At 70.6% G+C, this 23456-nt stretch carries 20 protein-coding genes; 15 read left to right on the top strand and 5 right to left on the bottom strand.

The features are described from left to right. Window positions 1-24: 24 nt before the first annotated feature. The 13 genes from RIC31_RS05115 (at window position 25) to RIC31_RS05055 (ending at window position 14685) form a co-directional block, all read left to right on the top strand. Window positions 25-987: a Gfo/Idh/MocA family protein gene (locus RIC31_RS05115; protein ID WP_350103799.1), complete on the top strand. Its 963-nt coding sequence runs from the start codon at window positions 25-27 to the stop codon at window positions 985-987. Beyond that, a complete protein-coding gene (locus RIC31_RS05110; RefSeq protein ID WP_350103797.1) occupies window positions 984-2273 on the top strand; it encodes a UDP binding domain-containing protein in 1290 nt (429 codons plus the stop codon). Before RIC31_RS05115 ends, RIC31_RS05110 begins: the two co-directional genes overlap by 4 nt. Next, a complete protein-coding gene (locus RIC31_RS05105; RefSeq protein ID WP_350103795.1) occupies window positions 2273-3157 on the top strand; it encodes an NAD-dependent epimerase/dehydratase family protein in 885 nt (294 codons plus the stop codon). The genes RIC31_RS05110 and RIC31_RS05105 overlap by 1 nt, the downstream gene beginning before the upstream one ends. A 16-nt stretch (window positions 3158-3173) precedes the next feature. Beyond that, window positions 3174-3833, top strand: a complete 660-nt coding sequence (locus RIC31_RS05100) for a class I SAM-dependent methyltransferase (RefSeq protein WP_350103794.1) — start codon at window positions 3174-3176, stop codon at window positions 3831-3833. A 13-nt stretch (window positions 3834-3846) separates the two neighbouring features. Next, complete coding sequence (locus RIC31_RS05095; protein WP_350103793.1) at window positions 3847-4710, top strand: transketolase; 864 nt, start codon at window positions 3847-3849, stop codon at window positions 4708-4710. Continuing rightward, complete coding sequence (locus RIC31_RS05090; protein WP_350103791.1) at window positions 4707-5627, top strand: transketolase family protein; 921 nt, start codon at window positions 4707-4709, stop codon at window positions 5625-5627. The genes RIC31_RS05095 and RIC31_RS05090 overlap by 4 nt, the downstream gene beginning before the upstream one ends. Window positions 5628-5632: 5 nt before the next feature. After that, window positions 5633-6514, top strand: coding sequence for an NAD-dependent epimerase/dehydratase family protein (locus RIC31_RS05085; RefSeq protein ID WP_350103789.1), 882 nt, complete (start codon window positions 5633-5635; stop codon window positions 6512-6514). After that, window positions 6514-7809: a nucleotide sugar dehydrogenase gene (locus RIC31_RS05080; protein WP_350103787.1), complete on the top strand. Its 1296-nt coding sequence runs from the start codon at window positions 6514-6516 to the stop codon at window positions 7807-7809. Before RIC31_RS05085 ends, RIC31_RS05080 begins: the two co-directional genes overlap by 1 nt. Before the next feature lie 79 nt (window positions 7810-7888). Beyond that, complete coding sequence (locus tag RIC31_RS05075) at window positions 7889-8647, top strand: calcium-binding protein (protein WP_350103784.1); 759 nt, start codon at window positions 7889-7891, stop codon at window positions 8645-8647. Between the two features lie 33 nt (window positions 8648-8680). Then, window positions 8681-9409 carry a polyphosphate kinase 2 family protein gene (locus RIC31_RS05070; protein ID WP_350103781.1) on the top strand — a complete coding sequence of 243 codons (729 nt, stop codon included), beginning with the start codon at window positions 8681-8683 and terminating at the stop codon, window positions 9407-9409. 103 nt (window positions 9410-9512) lie between these two features. Continuing rightward, complete coding sequence (locus RIC31_RS05065; protein WP_350103779.1) at window positions 9513-10535, top strand: ABC transporter substrate-binding protein; 1023 nt, start codon at window positions 9513-9515, stop codon at window positions 10533-10535. Window positions 10536-10606: 71 nt separating this feature from the next. After that, entirely contained in the window at window positions 10607-14194 is a 3588-nt protein-coding gene (locus RIC31_RS05060) for a PAS-domain containing protein (RefSeq protein ID WP_350103776.1), read from the top strand. Further along, window positions 14191-14685 (top strand): response regulator, encoded by a 495-nt coding sequence (locus RIC31_RS05055; RefSeq protein WP_350103772.1) that lies wholly within the window; start codon window positions 14191-14193, stop codon window positions 14683-14685. The genes RIC31_RS05060 and RIC31_RS05055 overlap by 4 nt, the downstream gene beginning before the upstream one ends. A gap of 6 nt (window positions 14686-14691) precedes the next feature. Here RIC31_RS05055 and RIC31_RS05050 read toward each other — a convergent pair whose 3' ends face one another. After that, entirely contained in the window at window positions 14692-16707 is a 2016-nt protein-coding gene (locus RIC31_RS05050) for an aminopeptidase P family protein (protein ID WP_350103770.1), read from the bottom strand. A gap of 162 nt (window positions 16708-16869) precedes the next feature. Here RIC31_RS05050 and RIC31_RS05045 point away from each other — a divergent pair, with 162 nt between their 5' ends. Next, entirely contained in the window at window positions 16870-18450 is a 1581-nt protein-coding gene (locus RIC31_RS05045; protein ID WP_350103767.1) for a trimethylamine methyltransferase family protein, read from the top strand. Between the two features lie 5 nt (window positions 18451-18455). On the opposite strand, the gene RIC31_RS05040 is transcribed toward RIC31_RS05045, so the two are convergent. Both RIC31_RS05040 and RIC31_RS05035 read right to left on the bottom strand, forming a co-directional pair. Continuing rightward, window positions 18456-18833, bottom strand: coding sequence for a type II toxin-antitoxin system VapC family toxin (locus RIC31_RS05040; protein ID WP_350103765.1), 378 nt, complete (start codon window positions 18831-18833; stop codon window positions 18456-18458). A gap of 17 nt (window positions 18834-18850) precedes the next feature. Then, window positions 18851-19108, bottom strand: a complete 258-nt coding sequence (locus RIC31_RS05035) for a type II toxin-antitoxin system Phd/YefM family antitoxin (RefSeq protein ID WP_350103763.1) — start codon at window positions 19106-19108, stop codon at window positions 18851-18853. 182 nt (window positions 19109-19290) lie between these two features. Between RIC31_RS05035 and RIC31_RS05030 the strand changes: the two genes are divergently transcribed. Beyond that, window positions 19291-21708, top strand: coding sequence for a GcvT family protein (locus RIC31_RS05030; protein WP_350103761.1), 2418 nt, complete (start codon window positions 19291-19293; stop codon window positions 21706-21708). 48 nt (window positions 21709-21756) lie between these two features. Here RIC31_RS05030 and RIC31_RS05025 read toward each other — a convergent pair whose 3' ends face one another. Together RIC31_RS05025 and RIC31_RS05020 are read right to left on the bottom strand one after the other, a co-directional pair. Then, on the bottom strand, window positions 21757-22110 hold the full coding sequence (locus tag RIC31_RS05025) for a hypothetical protein (RefSeq protein WP_350103758.1): 354 nt from the start codon (window positions 22108-22110) through the stop codon (window positions 21757-21759). 125 nt (window positions 22111-22235) lie between these two features. Then, window positions 22236-23360 carry a pentapeptide repeat-containing protein gene (locus tag RIC31_RS05020; RefSeq protein WP_350103756.1) on the bottom strand — a complete coding sequence of 375 codons (1125 nt, stop codon included), beginning with the start codon at window positions 23358-23360 and terminating at the stop codon, window positions 22236-22238. Window positions 23361-23456 lie beyond the last annotated feature (96 nt).

Below are 23456 nucleotides of genomic sequence, written 5' to 3'. Positions count from 1 at the left end.
ACTGAACCGGGAAACGAGGCGGGCATGCGGGTCGTGATCGTCGGGTACGGCGTGCAGGGGCGCAAGCGCAGGGCCGTGGCCGGCGACGAGGTGGTCGCGGTGATCGACCCGGTGGCCCCGGAGGCGACCGCCAAGCGCCTGCAGGACCTGGCGTTCCACGATTTCGACGTCGCCGTGGTGTGCACCCCGGACGAGCCGAAGCCGGCGCTGCTGAAGGCGCTGCTGGGCGCCGGCAAGCATGTGCTGGTCGAGAAGCCGCTGGTCGCCGAGGACGATGCGGTGCTGGAGGAACTGGCGGAGATCGCCGCCTCGACCGGCGCGGTCTGCGTCACCGCCTACAACCACCGCTTCGAGCCGCACTATGTCCGGATGCGCGACCTGATCCGTTCCGGCGCGCTCGGCCGGATCTACAGCGTGCGGATGTTCTACGGCAACGGCACCGCCCGGCTGGTCCGCGAGAGCGACTGGCGCGACCAGGGGGCCGGGGTGCTGCCGGATCTCGGCTCGCACCTGCTGGACACCCTCAGGACCTGGTTCCCGGGCGGCGACGGGGTCCCCGGGGCCGATGCCTGGGACTACGGCGTCCGGACCGCGCGCCGGCACGAGAACCGGTCGTTCGACCAGGTCGTGGTGGCGGCCGATCCGGCCGACGGGCCGACCGTCCAGCTCGAGATGACCATGCTGTCGTGGCGGAACCACTTCACCTGCGACGTGTTCGCCGAGCATGGCAGCGCCCACATCGAATCGCTGTGCAAATGGGGGCCGAGCACCTTCACCCGCCGCACCCGCGTGCTGCCCAGCGGGCGGCCGCCGGAGGAGGCGGTGACCCTGGTCCAGGCCGACCCGACCTGGGAGGCCGAGTATGCGCATTTCAAGCAGCTCTGCGCCGCCGGCCGCGGCACCGGCATCGCCAACGATATCTGGCTGAACCGCACCCTGCGCAGCCTGGCCCGCGAGGCGTTCGACCGCTTCGGTGAGACCGCATGACCGCGTCCCCGGTGATCGCCTACTGCGGCATGACCCATCTCGGGCTGGTGTCCGGCACCGCCGCCGCCGCCAAGGGCTTCGAGACCGTGCTGTTCGACCCGGACCCGGCGCTGGTCGCGCGGCTGGAGCGGGGCGACCTGCCGGTGTCGGAGCCGGACCTGGACGCCACCTTCGCGGCCTGCCGGCCGCGCCTGACGGTGACCGCCGACGCCGGCGCCCTGGCGCGGGCCGACGTGGTCTACCTCGCCCCCGACGTGCCGACCGACGACACCGGCGCCAGCGACCTGTCGGCGGTCGAGCGGCTGCTCGCCGTGGTGCGGCCGGCCCTGCGCGACGACGCCACGCTGGTGATCCTCAGTCAGGTGCCGCCGGGCTTCACCCGCGGCATCGAGGGCGTGCCGGGCCCGCTGCTGTACCAGGTCGAGACCCTGGTGTTCGGCATCGCCCTGCAGCGCGCGCTGGAGCCCGAGCGCCATATCGTCGGCTGCGCCGATCCGGCGGCGCCGCTACCGGAGCCGTACCGCGTCTGGCTCGAGGCGTTCGGCTGCCCGATCCTGCCGATGCGCTACGAGAGCGCCGAGCTCGCCAAGATCTCGATCAACATGTGCCTGGTGGCCTCGGTCGGGGTCGCCAACACCATGGCGGAGATCTGCGAGCATGTCGGGGCCGACTGGGCGGAGATCGCGCCGTCGCTGAAGCTCGACCGGCGGATCGGCGCCTACAGCTACCTGGCACCCGGCCTCGGCCTCGCCGGCGGCAACCTGGAGCGCGACCTGGCCACCGTCATGCGGCTGGGGGCGGCGCACGGCACCGATACCGGGATCGTCAAGGCCTGGGTCGCCAACTCGCAATGGCGCAAGGGCTGGGCGGCGCGCACCTTGAAGGCGCTGGTGCTGGACGCCGATCCGGCCGCCCGGGTTGCGGTGCTCGGACTCGCCTACAAGCAGGACACCCATTCGACCAAGAACTCGCCGTCCCTCGCCCTGCTGGCCGCGCTCGACGGCGTCGACCTGACGGTGCACGACCCGGTGGTGCCGGCCAGCGCCTCGCCGGTGCCGGCGGCCGCCGGCGCCGATCCGATCGCCACGGTCCGGAACGCCGACGCGCTCTGCATCATGACGCCGTGGGCCGACTACAAGGCGCTCGACCCGGCGGCGATCGCCGCGGCCATGCGCGGCCGCATCGTGATCGATCCGTACCGGGTCCTGGATCCGGCGCGCGCCCGCGCCGCGGGTCTCGACTGGGTCACCCTCGGGGTGGCCAGCCAATCGCAGGAGATGCAGTGATGCTGACTCACGGCCGGGAGAGCCCGTTGGATGCCGCGCGCGTGGTGGTGCTGGGCGCCGGATTCATCGGCGGGGCCGCCGCCGACGCGATCGCCGGGGAGGGCATCGCGGTGGAGCGCCTGGGCCGGAAGGCGGTCGACCTGCTGGCCGACGGCGCCGGCGACGCCCTGGCGAAGCGGCTGCGGGCCGACGACGTGCTGGTGGTCGTGGCGGCCGAGGCGCCCTGCAAGAACGGCGCGATGCTGGAGCGCAACATCCGCATGATGAACGCGGTGGTGGCGGCCCTGAAGGCGCGGCCGGTCGAGCACGTGATCTACGTCTCGTCGGACGCCGTCTATGCCGACTCGGCCGAGCCGCTGACCGAGGCGAGCTGCGCCGAGCCCGGGTCGCTGCATGGCGTCATGCATCTGGCGCGCGAGCGGATGCTGCTGGACGAGGGCGGGGTGCCGGTCGGGATCCTGCGGCCGACCCTGGTGTACGGTGCCGACGACCCGCACAACGGCTACGGCCCCAACCGCTTCCGTCGGCTGGCGCTGGCAGGCAAGGAGATCGTGCTGTTCGGCGAGGGCGAGGAGCGGCGCGACCACGTGCTGGTCGACGATCTGGGCGATCTGGTCCGGCGCATGGTGGTGCACCGCTCGACCGGCGTGCTGAACGCCGCGACCGGCGAGGTCCACAGCTTCCGGGCGATCGCCGGGATGGTGGCCGACCATGTCGCCAGCCCGCCGGCCATCAAGGGCAGCCCGCGGTCCGGTCCGATGCCGCACAACGGCTACCGGCCGTTCGACCCGGCGGCGACCTTTCGCGCCTTCCCCGATTTCAGCTATACCCGCCTCGCGGACGGACTGGCCTTGACCCACAAGCGCGCGGCCGCGACCGCCTGACCGACCGGAGGAGCCCATGGCCGAGGTCAACCTGCTGGCCCGCCTGCCGAAGAGCAAGCGCAACGTCAAGGCGCGCGAGCACGCCAAGACCGACGAGCACATCCGGGTCAGCCGCGAATACGGCGAGATGTATTTCGACGGCCCGCGCGAATACGGCTATGGCGGCTACCGCTACGATGGCCGCTGGGTGCCGATCGCCGAGGACATGATCGCGCATTTCGGCCTGAAGCCGGGCATGCGGGTGCTCGACGTCGGCGCCGCCAAGGGCTTCCTGGTCAAGGACTTCATGATCGCCTGCCCGGGGCTGGAGGCGTTCGGCCTGGAGATCTCGGAATACGCGCTGAAGCACTGCGAGCCGGAGGTGGTCGGCCGCCTGCACCTCGGCAACGCGGTATCGCTGCCGTTCCCGGACCACAGCTTCGACGCGGTGATCTCGCTCAACACCCTGCACAACCTGGAGCGCCCGCAGCTGATCACCGCGCTGCAGGAGATCATGCGGGTGACGAAGGGCGGCAAGGCCTTCGTGCAGGTCGACAGCTACCGCAACGAGGAGGAACGCGCGATCTTCCTCGACTGGGTGCTGACCGCCCATACCCACGACTACCCGGACGGCTGGCTGAAGCTGTTCGACGAGGCCGGCTACACCGGCGACTACTTCTGGACCCTGATTTCCTGACGGGAGAGCCCCGATGACCGTGCACTCCATGGCGCAACCGGGCCACAACCGCTTCGACGTCGGGGAATCGCGCCGGCGCTGCATGCGGTACCGTCGCCGCATCCTCGACATCTCGCAGAAGGTCGGCGCCCTGCACATCGCCCCGGCGTTCTCCTGCCTGGAGATCTCCGACGCCTGCTACCACGGCCTGATGCGCCCGGCGGCGGCGGGGGCGGACAAGTCGCCGGACACCTTCCTGATGTCGAAGGGCCACGGCTGCATGGCGCAGTACGTGATCCTCGAGGACATCGGCGTGCTGCCGACCTCGGACCTGGATGCCTACTGCACGCCCGACGGCATCCTCGGCGCCCACCCGGACTACGGCAATCCGGGCATCGAGGCCTCGACCGGCTCGCTCGGCCACGGCCTGTCGATGGCGGTCGGCATGGCGGTCGCCGAGCGCAACATCGCCGGCAAGGGCAGGGCGCCGGGCATGGTGTACTGCGTGCTCTCCGACGGCGAGCTGCAGGAAGGCTCGACCTGGGAGGCGATCCTGATGGGCTCGACCCTGGGCCTGACCAACCTGGTCGCGGTGGTCGACAACAACGACTTCCAGTCGCTCGGCCGCACCTCCGAGACGCATCCCAGCTTCTACCCGCTGGTCGAGAAGCTGGAGGCGTTCGGCTGGGAGTCGGTCGAGGTCAACGGCCACGACGCCGGCGCGGTCTACGAGGCGGTCGCGGCGCGCAAGGGCGACCGGCCGTTCTTCCTGGTCGCCAAGACCGTGAAGGGCCGCGGCGTGAGCTACATGGAGAGCGTGCCGATCTGGCACTACCGGGCGCCGAACCCGGACGAGTACCGGCAGGCGCTCGACGAGCTGAAGGAGATCGCGTCGTGAGGAACACCTTCGGAGAGGTCCTCTACGGGCTCGCCAAGGACGACCCGCGCGTCCACATCGTGGTCTCGGACATCTCGCCGGTCGGCTCGATGGCCAAGTTCCGCGAGGAGTTTCCCGAGCGGTTCATCAACGTCGGGGTGGCCGAGCAGTCGATGATCGGCATCTGCGCCGGCCTGGCGCTCAAGGGCATGCTGCCCTTCGCCTACACCATCGCCACGTTCTCGCTGTACCGGCCCTACGAGATGGTCCGCGACGATCTCGGCTACCAGAACCTGCCGGTCACCGTGGTCGGCATCGGCGGCGGTGTCATCTATTCGACCCTGGGCGGCACCCACTACGCCCAGGAGGACATCGCGATCGCCGGGTCGATCCCGAACATGTCGATCATCGCCCCCTGCGACCCGGTCGAGGCGACCGAGGCCACCAAGTGGCTGGTCAACCGCAAGACCGGCGGCCCGGTGTATTTCCGCTTCGGCAAGGCCGGCGAGCCGACCCTGACCGGCCCGGACAGCGACCCGTGGGAGTTCGGCAAGCTGCGCTACCTGCGCAAGGGCAGCGACGTGGCTGTGCTGTCCTACGGCGTGATCACCAGGATGGCGGGCCAGGTGGCCGACGCACTGGCCGCCGACGGCAAGTCGGTGTCGCTGGCGGTCTGCCACACCCTGAAGCCGCTGGATCGCGACGGCATCGCCGAGCTGCTGCGCCGTCACAGCCAGGTCATCGTCATCGAGGAGCATGTCCCGCAGGGCGGGCTGGCGCCGCAGACCAAGCAGATCGCCTGGGACATCCGGGCCGAGTGCCGGCTCGACACCTTCACCCTGAAGGACGAGTTCGTGCACTGCTACGGCAGCCACGAGGACATCCTGGCAGCCCACGGCCTATCGCCGGATCGCATCCTGGCGGCCGTGCGCGGCTGACCGGCATGCCGCGGGTCCTGGTCACCGGTGCGGCGGGCTTCTCCGGGCGGACCGTCGCCCGGCATCTGGTCGCCGCCGGCTGCGAGGTGATCGCCCACCGCCGGTCCACGCCGCTGCCCGACGACCTGGCGGCCGCGACGGCGGTCACCGACTGGCCCGGCGATCTGGCCGAACTCGAGTCGCTGCCGGCCGGGCTCGACGCGGTGGTGCACGCCGCCGCCACCTCGACCCCGACCGGCCGCGCCGACGCGGTGCCGGCCGACGTCCTGATCCGCGACAACGCCCTGGCCAGCGCCCGCCTGGTCGCCGCCGCCAAACAGGCCGGAGTCGGGCGCTTCGTCTACCTGTCCAGCCTGTCGGTCCACGGCAGCGTCCGCGAGCGCAGCCTGGACCCCGGGACGCCGATCCGCGATCCCGACCCCTACGGGGTCTCCAAGCTGATGGGCGAGAGCGTGCTGGCGGCGTCGGGCATCCCCGGGCTCGCGATCCGGCTGCCGGCGGTGATCGGCCCGGGCGCGGACCGCAACTGGCCGGTCCAGGTGGTCGGGCGGATCCGGCGCGGCGAGACCGTGCGGGTCTATAACGCCGACGGTCCGTTCAACAACGTGGTCCATGTCGACGACCTGGCCAGCTGGGTCACGGCGCTGCTGCTCGCCCCCGAGCCGCTGCCGCGTTTCACGGCCGTGCCGGTGGCCTGCCGGGCGCCGATCCCGGTCCGTGCGGCGGTGGCGACGATCGCCGCCGGGCTCGGTCTCGATGCCCATCTGGAGGAGGTCGTGGCGCCGCGCGGCTCCTTCACGATCGACACGGTGGTGGCGGAGGGCCTGGGCTTCCGGCCGTCCGAGACCATCGCGGCGCTCGACCGCTTCGCCCGGAGCCCCGACTGATGCCCGGCGCCCCCCGCGACCGGACCGTCGCCGTCGTCGGCCTCGGCTATGTCGGGCTTCCGCTGGCACTCGCCTTCGCCGAGGCGGGCCGCAAGGTGGTCGGCTTCGACGTCGACGCCGACCGGGTCGCCGACCTCGCCCGCGGCATCGACCGCAACGACCCGGAGCATCCCGCGATCGGCCTGCCGGCCGGGCTCGGCTTCACCGCCGACCCTGCCGGCCTGGCCGGGTGCGAGGCGTTCGTGGTGGCGGTCCCGACCCCGATCGACGGCGACCGCCGGCCCGACCTGGCACCGTTGCTGGCGGCCGCCGACCTGATCGGGCCGGTGCTGCGGCCCGGCGCGCTGGTGGTGGTCGAATCGACGGTCCATCCGGGCGCCACCGAAGAGGTGTTCGGTCCCCGGCTGGCGGCGGCGTCCGGCCTCGCGCAGGGCAGCGGCTTCGTGCTCGGCTACTCGCCTGAGCGGATCAATCCGGGCGACCCGGGCCACGGCATCGCCGACGTGGTCAAGGTGGTGTCCGGCGAGGACGCCGACACCCTCGACCGGGTGGCGGCGCTGTACGCCCCGGTGGTGCCGGCCGGCCTGCATCTGGCCCCGTCGATCCGGGTCGCCGAGGCATCGAAGATCACCGAGAACGTCCAGCGCGACGTCAACATCGCGCTGATGAACGAGTTGGCCCTGATCTACGACCGCCTGGGCCTGCGCACCGAGGACGTGCTGGCGGCGGCCCGCACCAAGTGGAACTTCGCGCCGTACCGGCCCGGCCTGGTCGGCGGCCACTGCATCGGCGTCGATCCCTACTATCTGATCGCCAAGGCCGAGGCGCACGGCTACTACCCGGAACTGATCCGGGCGGCCCGCCGGCTCAACGACGGCATGGCCGACCGGGTTGCCCAGAAGATCGTGGTCCGGCTGTCGACCGCGGGCATCGCGGTCGCCGGCGCCCGGATCGGACTGATGGGCTTGGCGTTCAAGGAGAACGTGTCGGATGCCCGCAACAGCCAGGCGCCGGTGATAGGACGCGCGCTGCGCGATCTCGGCGCCGTCCTGCTGGCCGCCGATCCCCTGGTCGACCCGGCGACCGCGCGGCGCGAACTCGGCCTGGAGATCGTCGAGCCCGCAATGCTTGTCGATCTCGACGCCCTGATCCTGGCGAACCCGCACCGGGCGTTCCTGGCCGACGGTCCGGTCGCGCTGGGGCAGCGGGTGCGTCCCGGCGGCCTGCTGGTCGACGTGACATCGGCGCTGGACCCTGCCGAGATATCGCCCGATCGGCACTACTGGAGCTTGTAGACCGGGACATCCGGTTGGCGCGATCCGCTGGGACTGGCTATGCTCGATATCGGAATGATCCGATCCGGGGGAGTAGGCCATGGCCAACATCGGCGGTTCCGACCTCAGCGAGTTGCTCAACGGTACCGAACTCGCCGACCTCATCTATGGGTTCGGGGGCGACGACGTCATCACCGGCAGCGGTGGCGATAACACGCTGTTCGGCGGCAACGGCGCCGACATCCTGTACGGCGGCGGCGACAACGATCTGATCTACGGAAACATGGACGGCGACCTGATCCGTGGCGGGACCGGAATCGACGTGCTGTACGGCGGCCAGGGCAATGACACGCTGACCGGCGGTGACGGCACCGATCTGTTGTTCGGCAATATCGGTGACGACCTGATAACGGCCAGCACCGGCAACGATGTCGTATACGGCAACCAGGGCGCCGACACCGTCTTTGGTGGGATCGGCAACGACACCCTGTACGGCGGCCAGGGCGACGACACCCTGAGCGGCGGCGACGGGGCCGACCGGCTGTTCGGGAATCTCGGGGCGGACACCCTCGACGGCGGGGCGGGGGCCGACACGCTGATCGGCGGCGGCGGCATCGACCGCTTCCAGTTCACCAGCGCCGGCAGCAGCGACACCATCAGCGGCTTCAGCACCGCCGAGGACATCGTGCGCATCCAGAACGGGTTGAACGGCAGCTCGATCAACAGTGCCCAGTCCGCCCTGCTCGCGACCAGCGATGTAAACGGGAACGCCGTGATCGACCTCGGGAGTTCGAACACCATCACGCTGGTCGGGGTCACCACGGCCAGTCTGAACACGTCGAACTTTGAGACGTTCTGAGCCTGCCCGCCGGTGGGTCGCGCGGAGGCGCCCTTGAAGCGCAAGGCGTACGAAGACGCCCTGACCGAGCGGCAGCACCATCTGGTCATGCTGCAGCGCGCCTATACCCGCCAGCGGCGCTCGGCGGTGGTGGTCCTGGAAGGCTGGGATGCCGCGGGCAAGGGCGGGATCATCCGGCGGATCGCCTGGGCGACCGACCCGCGGGCCCTGCGCGTGTGGTCGATCGGCGCGCCGGCCGACGGCGAGCGCCGCGAGCACTGGATGCAGCGGTTCTGGCGACGGGTGCCGCGGGCCGGCGAGATCGCGGTGTTCGACCGGTCCTGGTACGGCCGGGTACTCGTGGAGCGCGTCGAACGGCTGACGGACGAGGCGGCGTGGCGGCGCGGCTACGACGAGATCAACCAGTTCGAGCGCATGCTCACGGAGGAGGGGACCCGGCTGGTCAAGCTGTTCCTGGACATCTCCATGAAGACCCAGTTCGAGCGGTTCCGGGACCGCTTCGAGGATCCCACCAAGCGCTGGAAGCTGACGGAGGAGGACCTCCGCAACCGCGCCAGATGGGACGACTACAGCAAGGCCTACGACGATATGCGGAAGTACTGCTCGCCGCCGGCGGCGCCGTGGGTGACGATCGACGCCAACGACAAGTCCAGTGCCCGGATTGCCGCCTTCGACGCGATCCTGGAGAGAATCGGCCACGATGTGGACGTCGAGCCGCCGGAAGCGCTGCCGCTGATCAAGGCGTTCTTCGAGGGCCGTTGAACCGGCTTCCGGGTTCGTCTGTGGAACAGTGACGGCGAGCGCCCGGCCCGGCTAGACTGGCCGCAAGGGGCGGACCACCGCCCGCATGGGACGAGGGAGAGCAATGCTTCGGAAGCTGAAAGGGGCCGCCCTGGGTGCGGCGCTCGCGGTCATGGCCGGCGCCCCGGCCGTGGCGGCCGAGAAGGTCGTCATCTGCGCGCTGACATTCGTGTCGTCGGCACCGCTGTTCATCGCGGCCGACAAGGGGTACTACGCGGCCGAGGGGCTGGATGCCGAGCTGAAGTTCTTCCGCGCCGCCCAGCCGGTCGCCGTGGGCATCGCGTCCGGCGACTGCGACTTCGGGGTGACCGGGTTCACCGCCGGCTTCTTCAACCTCGCCGCCAAGGGCGCCCTCAAGGTGATCGGTGCGCAGAGCCGCGAGGAGCCGGGCTTCGACTTCGTCGGCTTCATCGCCTCGAACCAGGCCTACGAGGCCGGGCTCAAGTCGATAAAGGATCTGCCGGGCCACAGCATGGGCATGACCCAGGTCGGCTCGACCATGCACTACATGGCCGGCCTGCTGCGGGACAAATACGGCTGGGCGGATGATGCTGTGGCCCTGAAGCCGCTGCAGTCGGTTCCGAACATGATCGCCGCCATCAAGGGCGGCCAGGTCGACGCGGTTGCCCTGCCGGCCCACATCGTCGCCAAGCTGGTCGGCGACGGCAACGCCAAGCTGATCGGCTGGGTGCACGAGCACACGCCCTGGCAGCTCGGCGGCTTGTTCACCTCGACCAGGAACGTCACGGAGCGTCGCCCGATGGTCGAGGCGTTCGTGCGGGCATATCGCAAGGCGGCGAAGGATTATCACGACGCCTTCAACGCCCTCGACGGGTCGGGCAAGCGAAGCTTCGGGCCGGCGGCGGAGGCGCTGCTTCCGATCCTCGAGACCTACACCAAGGCGTCGCCGGACGCGATCTACAAGGGCTCGCCGTTCATCGATCCGGACGGCCGGCTCAAGGTCGACCAGCTGCTCGGGCAGGTCGCCTGGATGAAGAAGGAAGGCCTGGTCGAGGCCGACCTGGAACCGATGTCGTTCATCGACCTCAGCTTCATCGACGGGCACTACGGCGTTCCCGGCAACTGATCGGCGGGACGGGTTCGACGGGCACCGCTCCCGGCGATACACTGATCGCCCGCTGAGCGTGGAGGAACGTCATGGGCGCGTCGACCCGTACCGACGATGTCGCGCCGACGGACGCCGACATGTCGATGCTGGTCGATTGCCTCGACGATGCGGTGGTGGCGGTCGATACCGACCACCGGATCGTTGCGTGGAACCCGGCCGCCGCAAGGCTGTTCGGCCATTCCGCCGCGGATGCCCTCGGCGCCCCGCGTTCGCTGGTCGAGCCGGCCGACGATCCGGACGGGTGGCCGGCCGGCGTCCTGAACGGGCGCCCGGCACGGTTCCGGGCGGAGCGGGTCGACAGGCTGGGCCGTGTGCTGTCGGTCGACGTCACGGCGTCGCCGGTCGTCGACGCCACCGGCAGGGTGACCGGGATCGTCCAGATCCTGCGCCCGGCGCCCGAGCGCACCCGGCGGCCGCTGATCGAGCTCGCGGAGGATATGGCCCGGGTCGGGCACTGGCGGATCGAGGTGCCGGGAGACCGCCACACCTGGTCGGACGAAGTCTATCGGATCCACGGCGTCGACCCGGGCGTGCTGACGCTCGACTCCGGATTGGCCCTGGCGCTGTATCACCCGGACGACCGCGCCAGGGTCAAGGCTGCGGTGTTCGGGGCGATCCATGACGGCGGCGATCTCGCCTTCGAGGCGCGCATCTTGCGGCCGTCCGGCGAGACCCGCTGGGTGGTCGGGCGCGGCACTGCGGAACGCGGCCCGGACGGCCGGGCGACCGCGGTTGTGGGGGTGCTGCAGGACGTCACCGAGCAGCGGGCCCGCGAGCAGGCCCTGGCCGAGCGGGACCGGTCGCTGCGCATCCTGCGGGAAGCCATCGACGTCGTGCAGGATTCGATCTCGGTCTACGACGAGAGCGACCGGTTCGTGGTCGCCAACCGCAAGTTCTTCGAGCTGTATCCCTATCTCGGGAACGAATCCAACCTGCGCGGCATGACCTTCGAGGAGGTGCTGCGGATCAGCCTGCGGAACAATGTCTATGTGAGCGGCCGGGCCAGCGAGGACCCCGAGGGCTATGTCCGCGAGCGGATGGACGACCGCAAGACCGGCCGCCAGATGCCCGAGCGCCGGCTGTGGAACGGCCACTGGTACCTGATCCGCGAGAACCGGACGCCGAGCGGCTACACGATCAGCACGCGGGTCGACATCACCGACCGCAAGGACATGGAATCGGAGCTGGCGGAGACGTCGGCGGTTCTTCAGGTCACCCTCGATACCATGCCCAATCCGCTGGTCGCGTTCGATCGCGAGAATCGACTGGTCGCCTGGAACCGGGCCTATACGGAACTGGTCGGCATCGATCCGGGCCGGATGGAGCGGGGCCGGACGCTGCTGGGCGTCGCCAAGGACGCGCTGCGGGGCGTGCCGTCGACGAAGACCGGCATGCAGGAGATGTTCGCGCACATCGCCCGGCGGGATTCCGCGGACTTCGAATGGCGCAACGACGACGGGTCGGTCTACGCGGTCGTCGGCCGTTCGATGGCGGACGGCGGCTATCTGACCCTGTTCCGGGACGTTACCGCCGAGCGCTCGGCGCAGGCCCGTGCCGCCGAGTTCGAGCAGCGGCTCAGCGATGCGCTGGAGTCGATGTCCGAGGGCTTCGCGCTGTACGACGCCGACGACGTTCTGGTGCTGTGCAACGAGACCTACCGAACGATGTACGGCGACAGCTCGGGCTTCATTCGGATCGGTCGGCGATTCGAGGACATCGTTCGGGACTCCGCCCTGGCCGGGCAGTTCCCGGCGGCGATCGGGCGGGAGGAGGAGTGGGTCGCCGAGCGACTGCGGATCCATCGCGACCCGCCGGAGCAGTCGGTCCTCCAGACGCTCTCGGACGGCCGCGTGCTGATGGTGGCGGAGTACCGGACGCGCGAGGGCGGCTATGTCGGCATCCGCGCCGACATCACAGAGCGGGTCCGGACCGAGCACGACCTGCGGACCGCGCACGACGCCCTCGAGGACCAGGCCCGGTCGCTGCGTGACCTGGCGGGCCAGATCGACGCGGCGCGCCGCCGGGCCGAGGAGGCCGGTGCGGCGAAGTCGCGGTTCCTGGCGATGATGAGCCACGAGTTGCGGACCCCGATGACCGGGCTGCTCGGCATGATCGAGCTGATCTCGCGGACGCCGCTGGAGAGCGAGCAGCAGGCCTTCGTGCACACCATGCGGGACTCGGCCGAAACCCTGCTGGCGCTGCTGAACGATATTCTCGACTATTCGAAGCTGGAAGCCGGCAAGGTCCAGATCGAGGAGATCGTGTTCGACCCGGTGCGGGTGGTGCGGGACGTGGCCGGCCTGTTCCAGCCGCAGGCATCCGCCAAGGGGCTCCTTCTGGCGGCCGATGTCCGGCCGTCGGTGCCGTCCTGGGTCCGCGGCGATCCGTTGCGGATCAAGCAGATCCTCTCGAACCTGGTCTCCAACGCCATCAAGTTCACCGCCGCCGGCGGTATCGCCGTCGAACTGTCGGCGACCGAAGGACCTGAGGGGACGGTCCGGCTGCAGGGACGGGTCTCGGATACCGGGCAGGGCATTGATCCCGAGGTCCAGCAGAACCTGTTCCAGGCCTTCGAGCAGGGCGACACCAGCACGACCCGGCGGTTCGGCGGTACCGGGCTGGGGCTGGCCATCTCGCGCCGGCTGGTCGAGGGCATGGGGGGCGAGATCGCCGTCGAGAGCGTGCCCGGCCGGGGCGCCACCTTCCGGTTCAGCGTCCTCGTCCGGGTCGCAGCGGTCCCGCCGCGCGGCGAGCCGGATGTCCCGGAGGTCGACGACGGGCCGGTCCCGCCGCTGCGAATCCTGCTGGCCGAGGACAACGATGTGAACCGCATGCTGGTCTCGAAGGTGCTGGCCCAGTCGGGGCACCGGGTGGACGAGGCGGTCGACGGCAGCGAGGCCTTGCGCGCGGCGGTGCGGGTCGACTACGACGTGATCCTCATGGACATGCAGATGCCCGTCATGGACGGCATGGAGGCCACCCGGGCGATCCGGACCCTGCCGGGAGAGCCGGGCGAGGTGCCGATCATCGCCCTGACCGCCGACGCGATGCCGGAACACCGGCAGATTTACCTGGACGCCGGTGTGAATGCGCTGCTGACCAAGCCGGTCGACTGGCGCCTCCTGCACCGGACGCTCGCGCGGGTCGTGCGGGGCGAGCCGGCCGCTGCCGGCCTTGCGACGGTGGCCCCGGTACCGGTGCCGCCGCCCCTCGGGACGACGCTGGACGGGCTGCCGCTGTTCGACCGCGAGAGGGTCGAGGGGGGGCTGGGCGTGCTGCCCCCGCACCGGGTCGCCGGCATGCTCGGGATGCTGCCGGCCGAGGTCCGGCGGCGGCTCGACGAATATCGGGCGGCCCTCGAGGCCGGCGACCTGTCGACCGCCCGGCGGGCCGCGCATACCATGAAGGGGCTGGCCGCCAATTTCGGCGCCGCCCGGCTCGAGGCGATCGCCCGCGCCGCCGAGGCGGCCTGCGGCAGCGTCGATGCCGCCCGGGCCGCCACCCCGTTGATCGAGGATGCGGTGGAACGCACAGCCGTTGCAGCGAGCGAACTGAGTGCTAGCTTCCAGGCTCGGGTATCGTCGGCGGCGACTGATCCGGAACGGAGCGTAACATGAAGGAAATCGACTTCGGTCGGATGCGCGCGCTGATCGTCGAGGACGATCAGGCCATGCGGGACCTGATCGTCGCCATGCTCGAGGGCGTCGGGATCGGACATATCGGACGCGCCCGAAACGGGCAGGAGGCGCTCAACGTGGCCCAGGACTTCCGGCCGGACATCGTCGTGTGCGACGTCATGATGGAGCCGATGGACGGGATCACCTTCACCCGCCGCCTGCGCACTCACCGCGATTCGCCGAGCCCGCACACGCCGGTGATCCTGCTCACCGCCCACACCGACCGGACGACGGTGCTGGAGGCCCGGGATGCCGGGGTGAACGCGTTCGTCGCCAAGCCGGTGTCGATCGACGAGCTGAAGCGCAAGATCACCCTGGTGATGAACGACCCGCGGCAGTTCATACGGTCAGAGGACTATGTCGGGCCCGACCGGCGTCACCGGGCCGTTCCGCTGGGCACCCGGCCCGACCGCCGCAAGAAGGACGATTAGCCCGCCTCACATCCCGATCGGCGCCGCCGCGGCCTCCAGCCACTCGCGCTCCGCGGCGTCCAGCCCCGGCGCCACCCGGCGGCGCACGGCGGCGTGGTAGGCGTCCAGCCATGCCTGCTCCTCGAAGCTCAGCAGCGACGGCTCGACCAGTCGGCGGTCGATCGGCGCGTAGGTCAGGGTCTCGAACGCCAGCATCGCCCGGCCGGTGTCGCGGGCCGGCTCCGACTCGACCGCCAGCAGCAGGTTCTCGATCCGGATGCCGTAGGCCTCCGGCTTGTAGTAGCCGGGCTCGTTGGAAATGATCATCCCGGCCTCGATGACCGCGCGGCCGGTTGCGGAGATGCGCTGAGGGCCCTCGTGCACGCCCAGGAAGCAGCCGACCCCGTGGCCGGTGCCGTGGTCGAAGTCGAGCCCCTCCTTCCATAGATACTGCCGGGCGAGCGCGTCGAGCTGGCCGCCGGTGGTGCCGGCCGGGAAGCGGGCGGTGGCGATCGCGATGTGGCCCTTCAGCACCAGGGTGAAGCGCTCGCGCATCTCCTGGGTCGGGGTGCCGACCGCCACCGTGCGGGTGATGTCGGTGGTGCCGTCCAGGTACTGCGCGCCGGAATCGACGAGGTAGAGGGTGCCGTCCTCCAGCGGCCGGTCGGTCTCCGGCGTCACCCGGTAGTGCACGATCGCACCGTTCGGGCCGGCGCCCGAGATCGTCGCGAAGCTCGGGCCGCGCCAGCGGTCGCCGGCCGAGCGGAAGCGCTCGAGTTCGCCGGCGGCCTCGGCCTCGGTGACCCCGCCGCCGGGCGCGCTGTCGTCGATCCACTTCAGGAACCGCACCACGGCGGCGGCATCGCGGACATGCGCCGCCCGGGTGCCGGCGATCTCGACCGCGTTCTTGCGGGCCCGTGGCCGGATGCACGGATCCTCGCCGGCGACGACGGTGGCGCCTGCCTCCGACAGCCGCTGATGCAGCCACTCGCTGGCGCTGTCCGGATCGAGGGCCACGCTGGCACCGTCCCGGCCGAGGGCGTCCAGCGCCTCGCCGATCGCCTCGAACGGCCGCAGGCTGACCTGGTTTCCGAGCGCGGCCCGGGTCTCGGGATCGCACTTCGCCGGATCCAGGAACAGCGCGACCGAGCCGTCGCGCGCCACCGTGGCGTAGCACAGCGGCAGCGGGGTGTAGGGAACGTCGCGGCCGCGGATGTTGAGCAGCCAGGCCACCGACTCCGGCTGGTTCAGCACTGCCACCCCGGCGTCGCGCGCGGCCAGCGTCTCGGCGACCAGGGCGCGCTTGGCGGCGGCGTCGAGGCCGGTCACGGCGGCCGGAAGGATCTCCACCCGGCCGAGCGGCGGCGGCGGCCGATCCCGCCAGATGCCGTCGACCGGGTTCGGGTCGAGCGCCACCAGCGTGCCGCCGGCCTCCCGCACGGCGTCGCGCAGCCGGACGGCGGCATTCACCGAATGCAGCCTGGGATCGTAGCCGAGCCGGCGGCCGGACAGCTGCTTGCCGATGAAGGCGCCCGGCGGGGTCCGGATCAGGTGATGGATCTCCCAGCGGCCGGCGTCGACCTGCTGGCCGGCCTGCAGGGTGTAGCGCCCGTCGACGAACAGCGCCGCCCGCTCCGGCAGCACCACCACCGTGCCGGCCGAGCCGGTGAATCCGGTCAGCCAGGCCAGCCGCTCGCCGCCCGGCGGGATGTACTCGCCCTGGTGCTCGTCGGCCCGCGGCAGCACGAAGCCGTCGACCCCGGCTTCGGCCAACGCCTCGCGCAGCCGGTCGAGCCGGGACGGGTCGGCCATCGGCTCGACCGGCCGCAGGGCGTCGCGCAGGGCGGTCAGCGTCGCCGCGGTCTCGGCGTCGGCGCCGGGGGCGACCAGGCCGAGCCAGGCGTCGGCCGGATACGGCTCCGGCGACGCCGCGACCCTGGCCAGGGTCGTGCGCAGGTCGTCCGGGGATCCGGCGATGCCGGCCGAGGCCATCAGGCGGGCGACGGCGGCATCGTCGTTCAGCAGGGCGGCGGCGGCGGTCATCGGCGGTCTCCGTGTCGGGTCTGGGAATTCGACCCGGCCCGGATGTCGAGTCAAGCCCAGGGACCGTCGAATTCCGGCTCGACGCCGCTCCGGACGCCAGCGCAGAGTGGTACCGGCCCGGACCAGCCGCAGTCCGGCCTGCCACGAATGCGGGAGCGCAGCATGTCGACAGAGGCGACGCCGGACATCGACACCGAGGCCAGCGGCGGCGAGGCGCCCGCCGGCCGGCGCGGCGCCCGGCGCGGCCGGCGCGAGGGGCCGACCAGCATCGACCAGCCGCCGTTCCGCCGGCTGTTCAACCCGTTCCCGCCGATGCGCGCGGTCAGCGACGACGAGCTGGAGGCGATCCACGACGCCTCGCTGACCGTGCTGGAGGAGATCGGCATCGACTTCCTGCTGCCGGAGGCGCGCGACCGCCTGAAGGCCGAGGGCCAGCGGGTCGAGGGCGAGCGGGTGCGCTTCGACCGGCACTTCATCGAGGAGCGGATCCGGACGATCCCGTCGTCCTTCACCCTGCACGCCCGCAACCCGGCGCGGACCGTCGGGGTCGGCGGCAACGAGATCGTGGTCTGCCAGATCGCCAGCGCGCCGAACGTCTCGGACCTGGCCGGCGGCCGGCGGATCGGCAACCGCAAGGACTTCCGCAACCTCGTCAAGCTCGGCCAGGTGCTGAACGCCATCCACGTGTTCGGCGGCTACCCGGTGGAGCCGGTCGACATCCACGCCTCGATCCGCCACCTGGAGGCGCTGCGCGACATCCTCACCATGTCCGACAAGGCGATCCACGCCTACTCGCTGGGCCGCGAGCGCATCGAGGACGGCATCGAGATGGTGCGGATCGCCCGTGGCGTGAGCCGCGAGCAACTGGAGCGCGAGCCCAGCCTGTTCTCGATCATCAACTCGTCGTCGCCGCTGCGCCTCGACTACCCGATGCTGCAGGGCGTCATCACCATGGCCCTGGCCGGCCAGCCGACGGTGATCACGCCGTTCACGCTCGCCGGCGCCATGGCCCCGGTCACCATCGCCGGCGCCCTGGTCGAGCAGAACGCCGAGGCGCTGGCCGGGCTGGCGTTCAGTCAGGTGGTGCGGGCGGGCGCCCCGGTCGCCTATGGCGGCTTCACCTCGAACGTCGACATGAAGTCGGGCGCGCCGGCGTTCGGGACGCCGGAGTACATGAAGGCGGCGATCGTCGGCGGCCAGCTGGCGCGGCGCTACGGCATTCCCTATCGCTCGTCCAACGCCAACGCCGCCAACGTGCCGGACGCCCAGGCGGCGTGGGAGAGCGTGTTCTCGCTGTGGGGCGCGGTGATGGGCGGGGTCAACATCCTCAAGCACGCCTGCGGCTGGATGGAGGGCGGGCTGTGCGCGTCCTTCGAGAAGATGGTCATGGACGCCGACATGATCCAGATGCTGAGCGAGTTCCTGAACCCGCTGGTGGTCGACGACGACACCCTGGCGCTGGACGCCATGCGCGACGTCGGCCCGGGCGGCCACTTCTTCGGCACAGCCCACACCCAGGCGCGCTTCAAGACCGCGTTCTTCGCGCCGATGGTCTCGGACTGGCGCAACTACGAGAGCTGGCAGGAGGCGGGCTCGCCGGACGCCCTGACGCGCTGCGCCGAGCTGTCGAACCGCCTGATCGCCGAATGGCAGGAGCCGCCGATGGACCGGGCGATCCGCGAGGAGCTCGACGCGTTCGTGGCGAAGCGCATCGAGGAGGGCGGGGCGCCGACGGATTTCTGAGTGGGCTATTCGATGCGGGCTATGTCGGTCCGGGCGAAATCCCTGCCGATGAACACGAGGGCGCAACCACGCTCGATCGCCAAGGCGTGAGCGAAGCAGTCCCCGAGATTGAGACCAGCGCCATGCCGGCCTTTCCCCCACTTGGCATAGCTGTCGGCGGCTCGGATCGCTCCGGCCCGGTCGAGCGCCACGACCTCCATGGCGAGTTCGTCGATCAGGCGAAGCATCTCGTTGGCAAGCCCGCGGTTGCCGCCAACGATCAGGGCCTCTACCAGCGTCCCGGCCGATATCAGGATCGTTCCAGCATTCTCCAGTGCGGCCTCGCACTCTCGGGCCTGCGGCTCTTTCTGCAGGATTGCCATCAACGCCGAGGTGTCGACCACGACTGTTTCAGAAGCGGTCACGCAGGCAGCCCTTGGTCGTCATAGAGGAAATCGGAACAGTGCTCGGCGTCGGGGCCGGGACGGATATTGCGCTGCGCATCGGCCACTATCGCGGCGATACGGGCTGCCTTCTCCTCGCTCGTCAGCACCCGAGATACCGGCACCAGCCGGACCGTCGGCCGACCGCGGCGGGTCAGAACGACTTCCTCTCCCGCTTCCGCTCGACGAACGAGGTCCGTGAGTCGTCCCTTGGCATCGGAGACCTTCACTTCCATCTTGAGCCTCCATCGAACTTCTTGGACCAATATATGGTCCAAGTGCGACGAAAGCGAGTGCCGAGGCGCGGTAGAATGCGTGAGCAGCATGGTCGCAATCCGGCCACCAAGCGACGCCCCCTGAGCATGTTACGCTCGCCGCCGGTGCGACGCTCGCCGCGTAGCCTCGGGGAGTTGTGCCAATGAAATCGCATGCGCGCGTGGTGGTGATCGGCGGCGGCGTGGTCGGGTGCTCGGTGCTCTACCACCTGACCAAGCTGGGCTGGACCGACGTCATGCTGATCGAGCGCTCGGAGCTGACCTCCGGCTCGACCTGGCACGCCGCCGGCGGCATGCACACCCTGAACGCCGACCCCAACGTCGCCAAGCTGCAGGACTACACGATCCGGCTGTACAAGGAGATCGAGGAGATCTCCGGCCAGTCCTGCGGCGTGCACATGACCGGCGGCTTCATGCTGGCCGCCGACAAGGACCGGCTGGACTACCTGAAGACCGCGCGCGCCAAGGCCCGGGTGCTGGGCATGGACACCGAGCTGGTCGGCATGGACGTGGTCGGCCGCGACCACCCGCTGATCGACACCAGCCATTTCGTCGGCGCGCTGTGGGACCCGAACGAGGGCCATGTCGACCCGTCCGGGGTCACCCACGCCTACGCCAAGGCGGCCCGCATCAAGGGTGCGGAGATCGTGCTGCGCAACCCGGTGAAGGAGCTGGTCGCGACCGCCGACGGCCACTGGCAGGTGGTGACCGAGCAGGGCACCGTGCAGGCCGAGGTGGTGATCAACGCCGGCGGCCTGTGGGCCCGCGAGGTCGGCCGCATGGTCGGCATCGAGCTGCCGGTGCTGGCCATGGAGCACCACTACCTGATCACCGAGGAGATCCCGGAGATCGTCGCCTACAACCAGGAGCGCGGCCGGGAGATGCCGCATGCCATCGACTTCTCGGCCGAGCTGTACTCGCGCCAGGAAGGCCGCGGCATGGTGATCGGCACCTACGAGAAGGCCTGCGTGCCGTGGTCGCCGAAGGACACGCCCTGGGATTTCGGGCACGAGCTGCTGCAGCCCGACTTCGACCGCATCGGCCCGTCCCTCGACCTCGCCTTCCAGCACTTCCCGCCGCTCGCCAGGGCCGGCATCAAGCAGGCGATCAACGGTCCGTTCACCTTCGCGCCGGACGGCAACCCGCTGGTCGGCCCGGTGCCGGGGCTGCGGAACTTCTGGTGCGCCTGCGGCGTGATGGCCGGGTTCAGCCAGGGCGGCGGCGTCGGCCTGATGCTGTCGCAGTGGCTGGTCGAGGGCGAGCCCGAGGTCGACATCTTCGCGATGGACGTCGCCCGCTTCGGCGACTTCGCCAGCCGCGGCTACGCCCGCGCCAAGGTGCAGGAGAACTACAGCCGCCGGTTCAGCATCACCTACCCGAACGAGGAGCTGCCGGCCGCCCGGCCGCTGCGCACCACCCCGGCCTACGACCTGCTGAAGGCGAAGGGCGCGGTGTTCGGTGCCGCCGTCGGCCTGGAGTATCCGTTGTGGTTCGCTCCCGAGGGCGAGACGGCGGTCGAGACCCCGACCTTCCGGCGCTCCAACGCCTTCGGGCCGACCGATGCCGAGGCCAAGGCGGTGCGCGACGGCGTCGGGATCATGGAGATCGCCACCTACGCCAAGCACGAGGTCGCGGGCCCCGGCGCCGAGGCGCTGCTGGACAAGGTGCTGGCCGGGCGGCTGCCGAACACCGGGCGGATGACCCTGTCGCCGATGCTGAGCCCGAAGGGCCGGCTGCTGGGCGACCTGACGGTGGCGCGCCTCGCCGCCGACCGGTTCCTGATCGTCGGCTCGGCGGCCGCCCAGGAGGCGCACCAGCGCTGGTTCGCCGACCACGCGCCGGCGACCGGCGTCACCCTGCGCAACCGCACCCGCGAGCTGGCCGGCTTCGCGATCGCCGGGCCGAAGTCGCGCGAGCTGCTGGCCCGGCTGACCGACGAGGACGTGACCGGCAATGCCTTTCCGTTCCGCTCGATCCGCAGGTTCGACGTCGGCCTGACCAACGCCTGGGTGGCGAGGATCTCCTACACCGGCGAGCTCGGCTACGAGATCTACGCGCCGGTCGACCACCAGCGCGCCCTGCTGCAGGCCCTGCTGGCGGCCGGCGATGACCTGGGGGTCCGGCCGTTCGGCAGCCGGGCGCTCAACGCGCTGCGGCTGGAGAAGGGCTTCGGTGCCTGGCTGCGCGAGTTCGCGCCGAGCTACGGCCCCGTCGAATCCGGAATGGACCGGTTCGTCGCCGACAAGCCCGGCTTCATCGGCCGCGACGCGTTCCTGGCGAGCCGCGACACCCCGCCGTCGCGCCGGCTGGTGCTGCTGGAGGTCGACGCCGCGGACGCCGACGCCTGGCGCGACGAGCCGGTCGACGCCGGCGACCGCACGGTCGGCTTCGTCACCTCGGGCGGATTCGGCCACAGCGTCGGCAGGAGCCTGGCGCTGGCCTATCTCGACACCGGCTTCCTCGATGCCGACCTGACCGTGGAGATCCTCGGCGACCGCCGGCCGGCGCGGGTGCTGGCGGAGCCGCCGGTCGACCCGAGCGGGTCACGCATGCGGGGGTAGCCCGTCGCGGCCCTGAGGTGCCCCAGCGACAGCAGGGGCCGCGAAGGGTCAGGCGATCAGGCCGGCGGCGCGCATCGCCTTGAGATGCAGGGCGATCAGGCGGCGCTGGTCGTCGTCCATGTCGGAGAACTTGCCGATCACCTCGGTCTCCGAGGCGGCGATCGCGAACGCGCTGACCTTGAACGACACCGCGCTGTCGCCTTCGCCGAGCTTCATCGTGAAGAAGAACTTCTGGCCGTTGATGATGTTGCCGCCGCCGGGGTTCGGGATCCGGATGCCTTTCAGGTGCAGCTCGCGGATGTCCAGCGACTCCTCGCCGAAGATGGCGGCGCCGAACTTGACATCCTTCCTGGCTGCCGCATCTCCCGCGGGCTTGGCCTTCGTCTTGATCTTTCCGAACATGCCGTCCCACCACACCGCTTGTCAGGCATCGCGCCCGTCGCCATGAGCCTGCACCATGCAGGAAACTACCTAATTTTCTCTAAATTCCCGGTGCCGCCGCGGCAAGCGGGATCGTATCGCCGGGCTCAGTGCTTCGAAGGCGAGATCTTGGCGCCGGTCAGGTCGCAGTCTTCGAGGTTGGTCTTGTAGAGCACCGCGTCGGTCAGGTCGGCTGCGTTCAGCCGGGCGCTCTGCAGGTCGGCACCGCGCAGGTCGGTCCGCCTCAGCAGCGCGTCCCGCAGGTTGGTGGCGTAGGTGCGGTCCCCGGACAGCAGCGGTCCCAGCTTGGCGTCCCGCAGGTCGGCCCCGTTCAGGCGCGCACCTTCCAGGTTGGCGCCGCGCAGGTCGGCGCTCTTCAGCGAGCAGGTCCGCAGATCGGCGCCCTTGAGCCGCGCGCCGACCAGGTTCGCCCGCGTCAGGTCGATCCCGATGAAGATCGCGCCCTCGGCCGACAATCCGGACAGCTCGACCTCGCGCAGGCTCGCGGCGCCGCGCAGGTCGATGCCGTCAAGGGTCAGCGGGGCGCCCTCGGTGCCCCCGGACGACACCCACCGGTCGTGGGCGATGATGCCGTCCGCCAGCGGCGGGGACAGCTCCAGGAAACTGCGGCCGGACGGCTTGTCGGTCAGTACGGTGGAGAGGTCGCAGCCGTCGAGTATGACGGTCGCGATCGAGGCGTTGCCGAACATCGCGAAGGAGAGGTTGGCGCCGCTGAAGTCGGCATGGTCCAGCCTGGCGCCGTCGAGACGGGCGCCCGCCAGGGTGGCGCCGCGCAGGTTGGCATGGGTCAGGATGGCGCCCTGCAGGTCGGCGTCGGTGAAATCGGTTCGGGTGGCGACCACGGCGGCCATGTTGGCTTCCCGCAGGTCTGCCCCCGACATGTCGGCCTGTTCCATGTAGGTCGGACCGAGCTTCATGGTGATGGCCGTCAGCGTGCCGCCCTTGTTGCGGCGGGGGGCCGACCCGTCGCGGAAATCGGCCTTGTGAAGGTTGGCGTTGCGGAGCCTGGCGCCGCGCAGGGTGGCCCCGCGCAGGTCGGCGCCGACCATGCGCGCACCCTCGAGGTTGGCGTCCGAGAGATTGGCGCCGAACATAAGCGCCCCGTCCAGCACGCAATCCGACAGATCGGCATCGGCCAGGTTCGCCCCGGTCAGGTCGGCGTCCTTGAGGTTGCTGCCGGTCAGCAGCATGCCCGACAGGTCATGCTGCACGAGCTGCGCACGCAGGCCGCCCGGACGCCCCAGGAGAAAATCCTGATGCGTCTTTACGACCTCGGCCAGCTCGATATGGGAGAGCCGCCGCTGCTT

Origin of the sequence: Thalassobaculum sp. (assembly GCF_040219615.1) — a bacterium.
Lineage (GTDB): Bacteria > Pseudomonadota > Alphaproteobacteria > Thalassobaculales > Thalassobaculaceae > Thalassobaculum_A.
Note: the sequence above shows the minus strand (reverse complement) of the source record. Positions and strands in the feature narration are given on the sequence as shown.

What these genes read in the sequence shown, in the direction of transcription:
- RIC31_RS05095 (WP_350103793.1), top strand. Translation starts at nt 3,847, where the DNA reads ATGACCGTGCACTCCATGGCGCAACCGGGCCACAACCGCTTCGACGTC.
- RIC31_RS05045 (WP_350103767.1), top strand. Translation starts at nt 16,870, where the DNA reads ATGTCGACAGAGGCGACGCCGGACATCGACACCGAGGCCAGCGGCGGC.
- RIC31_RS05060 (WP_350103776.1), top strand. Translation starts at nt 10,607, where the DNA reads ATGGGCGCGTCGACCCGTACCGACGATGTCGCGCCGACGGACGCCGAC.
- RIC31_RS05085 (WP_350103789.1), top strand. Translation starts at nt 5,633, where the DNA reads ATGCCGCGGGTCCTGGTCACCGGTGCGGCGGGCTTCTCCGGGCGGACC.
- RIC31_RS05105 (WP_350103795.1), top strand. Translation starts at nt 2,273, where the DNA reads ATGCTGACTCACGGCCGGGAGAGCCCGTTGGATGCCGCGCGCGTGGTG.
- RIC31_RS05080 (WP_350103787.1), top strand. Translation starts at nt 6,514, where the DNA reads ATGCCCGGCGCCCCCCGCGACCGGACCGTCGCCGTCGTCGGCCTCGGC.
- RIC31_RS05115 (WP_350103799.1), top strand. Translation starts at nt 25, where the DNA reads ATGCGGGTCGTGATCGTCGGGTACGGCGTGCAGGGGCGCAAGCGCAGG.
- RIC31_RS05100 (WP_350103794.1), top strand. Translation starts at nt 3,174, where the DNA reads ATGGCCGAGGTCAACCTGCTGGCCCGCCTGCCGAAGAGCAAGCGCAAC.
- RIC31_RS05065 (WP_350103779.1), top strand. Translation starts at nt 9,513, where the DNA reads ATGCTTCGGAAGCTGAAAGGGGCCGCCCTGGGTGCGGCGCTCGCGGTC.
- RIC31_RS05055 (WP_350103772.1), top strand. Translation starts at nt 14,191, where the DNA reads ATGAAGGAAATCGACTTCGGTCGGATGCGCGCGCTGATCGTCGAGGAC.
- RIC31_RS05035 (WP_350103763.1), bottom strand. Translation starts at nt 19,108, where the DNA reads ATGGAAGTGAAGGTCTCCGATGCCAAGGGACGACTCACGGACCTCGTT.
- RIC31_RS05030 (WP_350103761.1), top strand. Translation starts at nt 19,291, where the DNA reads ATGAAATCGCATGCGCGCGTGGTGGTGATCGGCGGCGGCGTGGTCGGG.
- RIC31_RS05025 (WP_350103758.1), bottom strand. Translation starts at nt 22,110, where the DNA reads ATGTTCGGAAAGATCAAGACGAAGGCCAAGCCCGCGGGAGATGCGGCA.
- RIC31_RS05050 (WP_350103770.1), bottom strand. Translation starts at nt 16,707, where the DNA reads ATGACCGCCGCCGCCGCCCTGCTGAACGACGATGCCGCCGTCGCCCGC.
- RIC31_RS05110 (WP_350103797.1), top strand. Translation starts at nt 984, where the DNA reads ATGACCGCGTCCCCGGTGATCGCCTACTGCGGCATGACCCATCTCGGG.
- RIC31_RS05075 (WP_350103784.1), top strand. Translation starts at nt 7,889, where the DNA reads ATGGCCAACATCGGCGGTTCCGACCTCAGCGAGTTGCTCAACGGTACC.